The sequence below is a fragment of the Vagococcus elongatus genome (assembly GCF_003987645.1).
Lineage (GTDB): Bacteria > Bacillota > Bacilli > Lactobacillales > Vagococcaceae > Vagococcus_A > Vagococcus_A elongatus.
In genome coordinates this window covers 17,712-29,553 of the sequence record NZ_NGKA01000005.1, presented here as the reverse complement: position 1 = coordinate 29,553, position 11,842 = coordinate 17,712, and the positions used below count along the sequence as shown (strand labels likewise).

The window sequence follows — 11,842 nt, the reverse complement described above, 5'->3', positions numbered from 1 at the left end:
CACAAGATGAACTATTCCTAAACTATCACTCCCAAGCCCATTAGTCAAATCACCTTATAAACCTGATAAGATTTTGAAAAGTTTTTTTACTGCTTATCATCATCCCTAATCAAGGCTCCTATCTTTTTGACTCAGTTTATAAAAACACAAAAAATCCCTAAAACATCTTCAGGAATTTTTGAGAAGTTAGTTAAATTGAATATCTAAACGTACTTTTTTCTCAACAGCTTTTAAAAAGTCTCCTTTAACTAATAGGTCTGTTGCTTTTTCTAATTCGTCATACATTTCTATATCTTTATCATTTTCAATAAACTTCACACTTTTACGAAATTCTTCGTGAGCAGTCTTTGTCCCTTCCCCTAAAGACCCTTTATCAAGGACAAAATCCAGTGCTTGACAGGCAGCCAAGAGTTCCGTTGCAATGATTCTGCGTGAATTGCTGACGATGTCTCTGGCAGTTCGAGCTGCGGTAGTTCCCATACTGACAAAATCCTCTTGATTTTCACACGAAGTGATAGAATCCACACTCGCCGGATGGGACAATATTTTATTTTCAGATGCTAAAGCTACTGCTGCGTATTGAATAACCATCAGTCCAGAGTTGACTTCCAGATATTTGACCAAAAAAGATGGCAGACCGCTCAAATTAGTATTGACCAGTCTTTCTATTCGACGTTCCGAGACATTGCCGATTTCAGAAGCACCGATGCCTAAAAAATCAAAATATTAGTCCTCTGATACTTTAATGAGAGCTTTTAAATTAAAATAAGGGAAGAGCAACATTTCTGTCGTTTCTTCCCTATCTACATCAACAATCATCTAGTGCAGCTAAAACTTTGTCAGCATCCCATGACTTTTTAGAACAATCCTGAGATAATTCCATCTTCATTGACATCGATTTTTTCAGCAGCTGGTACCTTTGGCAAGCCCGGCATTGTCATCACTGCACCTGTCAAAGCAACAATAAAGCCTGCTCCGGCAGATACTTTTAAGTTTCTGATTGTAACTGTAAAGTCCTTAGGTGCCCCAATCAGTGTGGCATCATCAGAAAAAGAATACTGGGTTTTTGCCATACAAATCGGATATTCTCCAAAACCAAGTCTCTCTAAATCATTCATTTCACGACGGGCTGCCGGTGTTAATTCAATACCTTTACCGCCATAAATTTTTTGAACGATTTTAATTAATTTTTCTTCAATACTGTCCTCTAAGTCATAAACAAAATTAAACTTATTGTCTCTTTCAGCTAATTCAACGACTTTATGTGCAAGATCGATTCCCCCTTCGCCGCCGCTGCCCCAAACATCTGAGAGGACAACCTCTACCCCTTTTTCCTCACATGCTTTTTTCACCGCATCTAACTCCGCTTCTGTGTCTGTAGGGAATTTATTGATGGCTACCACCACTGGCATGCCGTAAACTTCTTTAATGTTAGACAAATGTTTTTCCAAGTTAGGCAAGCCGGCAAGAACTGCTGAGACATTTTCCGGCCCTAATTCTTTTTTAGAAACACCGCCGTGCATTTTCAATGCTCTGATCGTAGCGACTAAAACCACCGCATCCGGTTGGATATCAGCTAGACGACACTTAATATCAAAAAACTTTTCAGCGCCCAAATCAGCTCCGAACCCTGCTTCTGTAATAGTATAATCAGCATACTTCATTGCCATTTTTGTGGCTAAAACACTGTTACAGCCGTGAGCAATATTAGCAAAAGGCCCACCGTGAATCAAAGCTGGTGTGTGCTCGAGAGTCTGAACCAGATTAGGATGAATGGCATCTTTGAGTAACGCAGTCATCGCTCCTTCAGCTTTTAAATCCCCTGCGGTCACAGGGTCTCCCGAAAAATTATACCCGACGATAATTCTTTTCAACTTGTTTTTTAAATCAACGATGCTGTCGGCAAGGCAAAGGACCGCCATGATTTCAGAGGCTACTGTAATATCATAACCGTCTTCCCGGGGCACACCATTTATTCTGCCTTGCAGTCCATCAACAATATGACGCAACTGACGGTCATTCATATCAACCACACGTTTCCATGTGATTCGGCGACTATCGATTTGCAAAGTATTTCCGTGATGAATATGATTGTCGAGCATGGCAGCAAGTAAGTTATTGGCTGCCCCAATCGCATGAAAATCTCCTGTAAAGTGAAGGTTGATATCTTCCATTGGTACCACTTGGGCATATCCTCCGCCGGCCGCACCGCCCTTTACACCAAAAACCGGTCCAAGAGAGGGCTCCCGCAAAGCAAGCATCGCTTTTTTGCCTATTTTTGACAAGCCATCAGCTAGACCAACAGACGTTGTTGTCTTTCCTTCTCCTGCCGGGGTCGGGGTGATTGCGGTCACCAAAATCAACTTGCCGTTTTCTTGGTCTTTCATTTTGTCTAATTCTCGCGAATCCAATTTTGCTTTGTACTTGCCGTATAAACTATAGTCTTCCTCACTTAATCCCAAAGAAACAGCTATGTCTTTGATTGGTTTCATCTCAACCTTACTTGCAATTTCGATATCTGATAAGTATGCCATATTAACCAATAACTCCCTTTCCTTTTATATAAGTGTTAACACTTCATCATAAATACTGTCTGCTAATGCTGTACTTTCTACAAGCAGTGCTTCCCCTGCCCCTCGATATTTTTCAACAAATGACTGATCTTGGATACTTGATAGATTAATCAAAACATTCAGCCACGCACCCTGCAAACCTGATTTCAAATTCAAAGCAGCTACACCTAAATCACTGGCTGCATTCACATTGGATTTCCCAACTGCCTGTTTGGTCACTCTCAGAGCAGCAACACTTATCACCATCATTTCATAGGGGGATATTGCTGCCCCTTGCAAGGCTTTTTGCATTGCTTCACGTCTCACCGTTTTGTCCTCTTCAGTTTCCTTAGGCATTGAAAATACGGCAGAGACTTCATTAAATGCTTCTGTGTCCTTGTCAATCGCTGCGAGCAATTCTTCTTGGAGCCGGGCGGATTCTTCTAATATTTTTTGAATCAGCGCTTCATTTTCTACATATCTTTTTTTCCCTATAGTCAACTCGCCGACCATTTTGACCAAGGACACACCCATGGCGGCTGCCAATGCAGACGCTGACCCGCCCCCTGGTGCCGGTTCGTTGGAACCCAAAACTGACATAAATTCCTTTACTTGTAAATCAACTAATTTCATTAATTTATCACCTCAAATTTAATTTAATAAATGATTTTCCAACACTTGTTTAGCATAATCAAACTCTTCGATTTTCAAATAGTACTCTGCTGTATCAATCAGCGCCTTAGCTGGTGTCAAACCTATCACTTCACTGCCGATAATATTGACACCATACCTTTGAGCTTCGAAACGAATGGTTTCAAATACACGGTACAATGGTGTCCCTTCAAAGTTGACCATGTTCATAGAAACCTGAGCGATATTTCGGTCTTCAAGCATCACACCGATTCCCTTACAATACTTAAAACCGCCGCCGGAAGCACGAACAATTTTAGCAATTTTGTTGGCAATCGTGATATCAGAGGTGTCAAGATTAACGTTAAATGCGACAAGAGGCATTCTGGCACCTACGGCTGTGATACCAGCGGTGGGATGTATTTTTCTTTCACCAAAATCTGGTGCCCATTCTTCCTGCAGCAATTTTTCTGGCATTCCTTCGAACTGACCCTTCCTGACCCGTGCTAAATTGACACGATCTGATGAAACGGCAGATGCTTCATATAAAAATATCGGAATGTGGAGTTCATCGTTGATACGCTTTGCCACTTTTTTTGAAATCTCCACACATTCTTCTATGGTCATATCTTTTATCGGAACAAAAGGCACCACATCTGTTGCCCCCATCCGAGGATGTTCACCTTTATGTTTTGTCATATCAATATGTTCACTGGCAAATTTCACTAAATTAAATGCTGCTTCTTGAATTCCCTCAACATCTCCCACCAGTGTAAACACACTTCTGTTATGACTTGCATCGGAAGAATAATCTAAAAGTGTAACTCCACTAACACTCTTAGCTGTCTCTACTAACCCGTTGATGACACTCTCATCTCTTCCTTCACTAAAATTCGGAATACATTCAACTAATTTTGCCATCTCAAAACTCCCTTTCAATTTATATAAAAACCCATTGTTTTTAACAACATTTTATACCCGAAAGTTTCGATTTAACCCTTTTGACTAGCCTTTTAAAACTCCTATTATTTTTTACCTATGTCAAAGTTAACACCCTAGATTCCCAAAGTCAAATCAATCAAAACCACTAATATATAGTGTTTGCGAACGTTTTTCCTTGTTTTCCTATCACAGAACACGATAGATTGTCAAAATTATTTTTTTAATGTTTTTGAAAATAAAGCGAACATTATCAGAAATTCCATTGATAATATTAGGATATCATATTTCCCGAAAATGTGAATAAATCTTTATTTTTATTTTAACACGAAAGATTGTATGCAGAACTTTTTTCTTCAAAGTTTTATGCTTCTTTTGGACAATCCTTAAGATGATCGTTTCTTCTTAAATTAGAATTTTTTTAGTTATTACTTTTAGGAGGATTTTTTTACAAAAATGTTTTATGAGTAGACTTTGCTAATACATCAACCAAAGCAGTTTTGATTGAGTTAAACTGTATTATGCTTTTGTAAGAGCATTAATGACAACTTATAGTAAATTTAAACAAGAGCCAATAAGTATGCTGTGCCATAGATTCATTCAAAATGTTCAGCCTATACATCATATCTTGCCAATGAGAATCAAATCACTACTGCTGTTGATGATTTCTTTAATTAATTATTTCAAATTAAGATAAGGGAAAGACATTGACAAAACATTTCTAACGCTAGATTAAATTTTTGAAAACTAATAGTGACACTGTATATCTTTTTTTAGTTTTGATTTTTTTCTATAACAAAAACACACTTGAATCACAAAAAGTTGATTCAAGTGTGTTTAATTATCGTTTAAATTAACCTATTCCTAGGAAAGGAGCAGGGTTCATAAACCCGGACCAGTTTGGAGTAGTCGCGATACCAAAGTGGAGGTGGGAGCCGGTAGAATTTCCTGTATTACCAACTGCGCCGATTACTTGCCCAGTTGAGACACCGGAACCTACGCTTACACCAATTCTGCTTAAATGTAAATAATATGTGTATTTGCCATTCCCATGTTGAATGATGATATAATTTCCTGCACTGCCGTCAAATCCGCTGGCAACCACTGTACCTTCTAAGCTTGCGAAAACACTTTGGCCGGTAACACCAGCAAAGTCTATTCCGTCATGACGATTTCCAGAAAAACCAGTTGGGTCTTGACGATAGCCATAAGGACTAGTCACTTGCAAGCTGCTCAAAGGTGAACAAAATGCACCTGATGTTGCTTGCGGTGTTGTATTGCCTGCATCAATTACAGTTGAACCGCCATTTGAAATAGGCGTTTGTGCTTGGGCTACAAGCTGTTCTTGTTCATTTGCTATGTTTTTAGCGTATTCTGCTTCAATCCGAGCTTTTTCTTTCGCTGCTTCTTCTGCTTTACGTTGTCTTTCTTCTATTTCAGCTTTTTCTTTTAATAAAGAATCCTTTTTCGAGGTTTCTTTAGTCAAGTTCGCTTCTACTTCTTTTTTAAGAATTGCCTGATCATATCTCTTGGCATTCAAATCATCTTGCTGGACTTTTAAACTAGCGGTTTTTTCCTCTACTAAAACTAGCTTTTCCTCTAAAGCAGCTTTTTTCTGACTCAATTCTTCTTTATCTTCTTTTTGAGATGTAGCAATTTCATCATTGGCTTTCATTATCTTTCCGTAAGCAAATGATTTAGTCACCGCATCAGAAATATTTTCTGAATCAAGTACAACCTGAAGCAAAGAATTTGACGCTTGATTTACTTGCGTCACACGAGCCTGTTCCGAAAGTTTATCAGTTCTCATTTCGATAGCTTTTGTCAAATTGTCTATATCGTTCAATAGTTCAGTTACTTCTTGTTCCAAAGCTACTTTTTCTTGTAAAGTTTTTTCTACTTCAACTTCCAAAGTTGCAATCTGGCCATCTAAGGCAGCTAACTTATTTTCAGCAGATTGTTTTTGTTGCTTTAAATCATTAATTGTTGTATCTACTTCATTAATTTTTGAGTCAATTGAATCTGCTTGGACCGTCAAAGGCGCCACAGCAGTTATAGAAATAACTGACAATAAAGCAATATATTTTTTCATGAATTAAATCCCTCTTTTTTTACTTTTCATTTAACTTACTCAACTATACCACACTTTATGTATTAGGTATTTTACATTTTTATTACATTCAGATGAAAACAAAAAAACACCTAGAGTCGCATTAAATCGCTCTCTAAGTGTTTTCCAAACAATGTTATTCAGTCCTGTTCGTATTTAGCTCCAATATTTTCCCTGTTTGCAGATAGACAATCCACTCACAGATATTTGTAACATAGTCCCCGATTCTTTCAAGAAACCCTGCCACTTGAAGATAATCGGTGCCCCCAACAATGGTATCAGGATTTCTTTTCATTTCCTCGATACTCATTTTATATATTTCTGAAAAATGCTGATTCACTGCACTATCTTTTTTAGCGATTTCCCGTGCTTTGCCTTCGTCATTTTCAATGTAGGCTGCCATCACTTCATCTAGGAGTTCTTTTACTGCATCTGACATTTCAGAAATTTTTTCTTCTACTTCCAGTATTCTCGTTTCGCCTTTGACACGAATCGTTGACTTTGCAATTGCAACTGCATGGTCACCGATTCTTTCCAAATCAGACACAGCTTTCATTACTGTTATGATGATGCGTAAGTCTTTCGTTACCGGTTGTTGTAAAGCTATCATTTCCAAACTTTTTTTCTCTAGCTGCAGCTCTGCTTCGTTAATTTCCACATCGTCATCAATGACTCCTTGAGCAATCTCTTTATCGTGTCTAATAAAAGATTTGACTGATTTATCAACTGCTGAACTTACCATTCTCCCCATTTCATAAAATTGGCGATGGAGATTCGCTAAATCTTCTTCAAATTGTGTTCTTAGCATCGTGACATCCTCTCCTTAAATTTAATGATATTTCACTAGTTTTTTTAATGTGCAGTGATTACCCCACATGGTTTTGATAGATTTCTCTCACTTTGAAAGCAAATAATCCTATTAACCGAACTTCCCTGAGATGTATTCTTCCGTTTTCTTTTCTGAAGGATTTAAAAATATTTTTTTGGTTTTGTCAAACTCTATCAGCTTGCCATCCAAAAAGAACGCTGTTCTATCAGAAATTCTTGACGCTTGTTGCATGTTGTGAGTAACAATGATCATTGTGTACTGATGCTTCAATTCAAATAACATATTTTCTATTTTACCGCTGGAAACCGGATCCAACGCACTTGTAGGTTCATCCAGCAAAATAACTTCTGGTTTGACCGCAAGAACCCGCGCGATACACACACGCTGCTGTTGACCGCCAGACAATGCTAACGCACTTTTGTCTAATTTATCCTTAACGTCATCCCAAACAGCTGCATCTTTCAAACTAGTCTCAACGATTTCATCAAGCTCTTCTTTTGGTCTTTTTCCTTCTAATTTTAAACCATACACAACATTTTCGTAAACGGAGAATGGAAAAGGATTCGGTTGTTGAAACACCATTCCTATCTTCTTTCTCAATTCTACAATATCTGTTTGAGGATTGTAAATATTTTCATTGTTGTAAAGAACGTTACCGGTAATAGTCACATTAGGAATCAAATCGTTCATTCGATTCAATGTTCTTAAAAATGTTGACTTTCCACACCCAGAAGGACCGATCAAAGCTGTAATTTCACCTTTATTAATCGTTAGATTGATACCTTTTAACGCTTCTTTTTTTCCATAGAACAGATGTAAATCTCTTGATTCTATCACGACTCTAATCCCTCCTTAGCCAAAATGTCCAGAAACATAATCTTCCGTTGCTTTAATTTTCGGACGTGTAAATATTTTACTCGTCTGGTCATATTCAATCACATGTCCAACATAAAAGAAGGCTGTATAATCACTAATTCTGGCAGCCTGCTGCATATTGTGGGTAACAATGATAATCGTATAATGTTCCTTCAAATTCAAGAGAGTTTCTTCGACCTTTCCTGTAGAAATTGGATCCAAAGCACTTGCCGGTTCATCTAAAAGCAAAATGTCCGGTTTCATTGCAATAGCTCTTGCAATACACAAGCGCTGCTGCTGCCCACCTGACAACGCCAAGGCACTTTTATCAAGAGAATCTTTCACTTCATCCCACAAAGCTGCTTGTTTTAAACTGCTCTCTACAATATCATCCAGAACTCTTTTATTTTTTTCCCCATGTTGTTTCAAAGCAAAGGTGACATTTTCATAAATTGACTTGCTGAAAGGATTAGGCTTCTGAAAAACCATTCCGATGTGTTTACGCATCTCATAAACATCTACTTGAGGAGAATTTATGTCAACACCTTCGTACAACACTTCTCCTGTGATTTTTGTTCCGGCAATCTCATCATTCATCCGGTTCAGCGAACGTAAATACGTTGATTTACCACAGCCGGACGGACCGATAAGGGAGGTGATTTTATTTTGTTCAAAGTCTAAAGAGACTCCTTTTATAGCTTCATTTGTTCCATACCAAACATGTAAGTCATCCGTCGATAGTGCTAATTTTTCTTCTTTAAGACTGATTATGTGACGGTCTGACAAATTATATTCTTTCATTCACTGACTCCTTCACTAAGCTGAGGTAATTTTTTTATGGATTTTCTTCCCAAGAAAGCGAGCAAAAAGATTAAACATCAAGACAGCAATAATCAAAACTGCAGAAGCGCCAGCAGATACTTGTGGTCCATCAGGCATTGTTCCTTCACTATTTACTTTCCAGATATGCACAGCCAATGTCTCAGCTTGTCTGAAAAGATTTAGAGGACTTGAGATATTCAATGGATTCCAGTTAGTGAAATCAAGGGCTGGGGCACTTTGTCCTGCAGTGTAAATCAAAGCCGCTGCCTCCCCAAAAATACGACCCGCACCTAAAATCACACCCGTTAAAATCCCAGGCAGAGCTTCCGGCACGACTACTCGCGTGACTGTCTCCCAGCGTGATAAACCTAGTGCCAATCCGGCTTCTCTTTGTGTAAAATGAACAGCTTTTAAAGATTCCTCAACATTTCTAGTCAACAAGGGCAAGTTAAAGAAAGTTAAAGCCAAGGCGCCGGAAATAATTGAAAACCCTAGTCCTGCTTGTACAACAAAAACCAAAAAGCCAAATAAACCGACGACCACAGAAGGCAAAGAACTAAGAATTTCAATCGCGGTCCTAATAAAATCTGTCAGCCAATTCTTCTTAGCATATTCAGAAAGATAAATTCCTGCCCCTAATGAAATAGGGACACTTATAATCATCGTAATCAGCAATAAATAAAATGAATTGAACAATTGAATGCCGATACCGCCGCCAGCTTGAAATGTTTTCGCTGGTTGCGTTAAAAATTCCCAAGAGATATGAGGTAATCCCCGTGCTAAAATATAAGTAATCAATCCGGCTAAGATGAGAACAATCATGCTGGAAATAATATATAAAATGACTGTTGAAATCTTATCAGCTTTTTTCGATGTCATGATTTAAATTCTCCTTTCTTTCCGATGATTCGAATCAGAATATTAAAGAATAAGGACATCAACAATAGCAGCATTGCCAAGGACCATAACACATTGTTTTCCAAAGTTCCCATGATTGTATTTCCGATTCCCATAGTCAGAATACTGGTTAAGGTAGAAGCTGGGGTTATCAGACTGGCAGGCATAATGGCTGCATTACCTATTACCATTTGAATTGCCAAAGCCTCACCAAAAGCACGGGCCATACCGAACACCACAGCGGTTAAAATACCTGGAATAGCGGCACGCAGCACCACCTTGTATGTGGTCTGCCATCTTGTGGCACCAAGGGCCAATGAAGCTTCCCGGTAATGACGTGGAACGGCAGTCAAAGCATCCACTGTCATCGAGGTAACAGTTGGTAAAATCATGACAAATAGCACAAAGGTTCCGGCTAAAATACCAAAACCGCTGCCTCCAAATGTTCGGCGCACCACTGGGACTACGACCGTCAAACCAACAAATCCATAAACTACTGATGGTATTCCCACAAGCAATTCAATCACTGGCTGTAATATTTTTTTACCGATTTTCGGTGAAATTTCAGTCATAAACACTGCGGCACCTATAGCAAAAGGAGTAGCCACAATCGCAGAAAGCAATGTCACCAGAAAAGAACCTACAATCATCGGCAGGGCTCCTGTTAGAGGTTTCCCATCAGCTCCAACTGTTCCGGGACTCCATTCCGTTCCAAAAAGAAAATCAAAAAAATTCACACCATCTTTAACAAATGTTGCCAGTCCTTTACTCATGACAAAGTAAAAAATCGCCGCCACAACCACTACTATAAATAAAATACATATAAAACTGACGGTTTTACCGATCTGCTCCAATCTGGCTTTCTTAGACTTTTGAAGCAATCTCCTTTGAATATCTTCCAAAGATGTTACCCTCCTAGTTTTTCGCGTTTTTATATAATAAGATTCATTTGATTACTATCATTAGTTATTTTTTTATGATTTCTCCAGCGGCATTACGCTCAACTTTCATTGAGGTGACTGGAATATATCCTAACTGCCCAACCATACCTTTTTGAACATCGTCAGACAAAACAAAATTGATATAATCTTTGGTCAAACCAGTTGGTTCCCCTTTAGTATACATGTGTTCGTAGGACCAAATCGTCCATCGGTTAATAATAACATTTTCATCCGTCGGAGCCACACCGTCGATTGTCAGCGGGTGGACGTCTTCATTAACATACGAAAAGGCAACATAGCTGATAGCTCCCGGGGTGGTGCTTACGATTTGACGAACCATACCAGTTGAATCTTGTTCTTGTGCTCTTTTTGCTGGTTCACCATCTAAAACCCAACGTTCAAATGTTGACCTTGTCCCGCTTCCTGATGCCCGATTGATTAAAACTATGCTTTGATCTTTGCCGCCTACTTCTTTCCAGTTCGTTATCTCACCGGTAAAAATCCGTCTCAATTGATCCATGCTGACATCATCCACTTCGACTTCCTTATTTACAATCGGCGTGATACCAACTACAGCGACTTTAAACCCAACTAACTTATCTGCATCAATACCATCTTTTTCTTCGGCAAACACATCTGAATTTCCAATATCCACGGCTCCTGCCTGAACTTGGCTTAAACCGGTGCCGCTTCCGCCACCTTGAACGTTAATAAATTTTCCTAAATTTCGACTACTAAACTCTTCACCAGCTGCTTCAGCAAGAGGCTGCATAGCAGATGACCCTACCACTGTTATAGACTCTCCATGATCCACTAATTCACTACAACTACTCAGAAAAAAAACACTTAAAAAAAATATAGAAAATTTCAAGATTTTTTTCACATAGAAACCTCCTCGTGTTATAAAACGTACTCCACACTTCATGGGTTTTCCCCCATCATTAACATAAAGGGAATATGCAAAAAATGCAAGCTTTTTAAGTGAAAGTTTCAAACATTTATGGAAAAGGCGTTTACATATTCATTCTGTATGATTACTACCATGAATCGGAATAATAAAGAATAATCAGTTCCTTTTTAGAACATTATGTGTTATAATTAACACGAAACAATTATTCGTACCATAGTTGTGATTTGTTTTAATATAATTCCCCAAATTAATAAATATATCAAATTACTTTATCGATTAATTGTTTCTACCCTTCTGTTTGGTATGTAAATGCCAACAGTTGATGTGTACATCCCTTAAACAAGAAAAGAGTGCTTA

General features: G+C 38.4%; 10 protein-coding genes and 1 pseudogene. All 11 read right to left on the bottom strand.

Features of this window, described 5'->3' with window-relative positions:
* Positions 1 to 186 precede the first annotated feature (186 nt).
* Positions 187 to 723, bottom strand: a pseudogene (locus CBF29_RS04360) (aromatic amino acid lyase); the annotation flags it as partial.
* 134 nt (positions 724 to 857) lie between these two features.
* Positions 858 to 2,534 (bottom strand): formate--tetrahydrofolate ligase, encoded by a 1,677-nt coding sequence (locus tag CBF29_RS04355; protein ID WP_126807751.1) that lies wholly within the window; start codon positions 2,532 to 2,534, stop codon positions 858 to 860.
* A 24-nt stretch (positions 2,535 to 2,558) separates the two neighbouring features.
* Positions 2,559 to 3,185: a cyclodeaminase/cyclohydrolase family protein gene (locus CBF29_RS04350; RefSeq protein WP_126807749.1), complete on the bottom strand. Its 627-nt coding sequence runs from the start codon at positions 3,183 to 3,185 to the stop codon at positions 2,559 to 2,561.
* An 18-nt stretch (positions 3,186 to 3,203) separates the two neighbouring features.
* Complete coding sequence (ftcD, locus tag CBF29_RS04345) at positions 3,204 to 4,103, bottom strand: glutamate formimidoyltransferase (RefSeq protein ID WP_126807746.1); 900 nt, start codon at positions 4,101 to 4,103, stop codon at positions 3,204 to 3,206.
* Positions 4,104 to 4,974: 871 nt separating this feature from the next.
* Entirely contained in the window at positions 4,975 to 6,213 is a 1,239-nt protein-coding gene (locus CBF29_RS04340; protein WP_126807744.1) for a murein hydrolase activator EnvC family protein, read from the bottom strand.
* Between the two features lie 154 nt (positions 6,214 to 6,367).
* On the bottom strand, positions 6,368 to 7,039 hold the full coding sequence (phoU, locus tag CBF29_RS04335; protein WP_126807741.1) for a phosphate signaling complex protein PhoU: 672 nt from the start codon (positions 7,037 to 7,039) through the stop codon (positions 6,368 to 6,370).
* 111 nt (positions 7,040 to 7,150) lie between these two features.
* Positions 7,151 to 7,906, bottom strand: a complete 756-nt coding sequence (gene pstB, locus CBF29_RS04330) for a phosphate ABC transporter ATP-binding protein PstB (protein WP_126807739.1) — start codon at positions 7,904 to 7,906, stop codon at positions 7,151 to 7,153.
* A 6-nt stretch (positions 7,907 to 7,912) separates the two neighbouring features.
* Entirely contained in the window at positions 7,913 to 8,716 is an 804-nt protein-coding gene (gene pstB, locus CBF29_RS04325) for a phosphate ABC transporter ATP-binding protein PstB (RefSeq protein WP_126807737.1), read from the bottom strand.
* A gap of 15 nt (positions 8,717 to 8,731) precedes the next feature.
* Positions 8,732 to 9,616 carry a phosphate ABC transporter permease PstA gene (gene pstA, locus CBF29_RS04320; RefSeq protein WP_126807734.1) on the bottom strand — a complete coding sequence of 295 codons (885 nt, stop codon included), beginning with the start codon at positions 9,614 to 9,616 and terminating at the stop codon, positions 8,732 to 8,734.
* Positions 9,613 to 10,536 (bottom strand): phosphate ABC transporter permease subunit PstC, encoded by a 924-nt coding sequence (gene pstC, locus CBF29_RS04315; RefSeq protein ID WP_126807732.1) that lies wholly within the window; start codon positions 10,534 to 10,536, stop codon positions 9,613 to 9,615. The genes pstA and pstC overlap by 4 nt, the downstream gene beginning before the upstream one ends.
* Positions 10,537 to 10,600: 64 nt before the next feature.
* The gene (locus CBF29_RS04310) at positions 10,601 to 11,458 is read right to left on the bottom strand and encodes a phosphate ABC transporter substrate-binding protein PstS (protein WP_245987265.1); all 858 of its coding nucleotides are present in this window, start codon (positions 11,456 to 11,458) and stop codon (positions 10,601 to 10,603) included.
* Positions 11,459 to 11,842: the final 384 nt, after the last annotated feature.

Coding starts and splice junctions, on each gene's coding strand:
- ftcD (WP_126807746.1), bottom strand. CDS start 4,103: ATGGCAAAATTAGTTGAATGTATTCCGAATTTTAGTGAAGGAAGAGAT.
- pstB (WP_126807737.1), bottom strand. CDS start 8,716: ATGAAAGAATATAATTTGTCAGACCGTCACATAATCAGTCTTAAAGAA.
- CBF29_RS04355 (WP_126807751.1), bottom strand. CDS start 2,534: ATGGCATACTTATCAGATATCGAAATTGCAAGTAAGGTTGAGATGAAA.
- phoU (WP_126807741.1), bottom strand. CDS start 7,039: ATGCTAAGAACACAATTTGAAGAAGATTTAGCGAATCTCCATCGCCAA.
- CBF29_RS04350 (WP_126807749.1), bottom strand. CDS start 3,185: ATGAAATTAGTTGATTTACAAGTAAAGGAATTTATGTCAGTTTTGGGT.
- pstA (WP_126807734.1), bottom strand. CDS start 9,616: ATGACATCGAAAAAAGCTGATAAGATTTCAACAGTCATTTTATATATT.
- CBF29_RS04340 (WP_126807744.1), bottom strand. CDS start 6,213: ATGAAAAAATATATTGCTTTATTGTCAGTTATTTCTATAACTGCTGTG.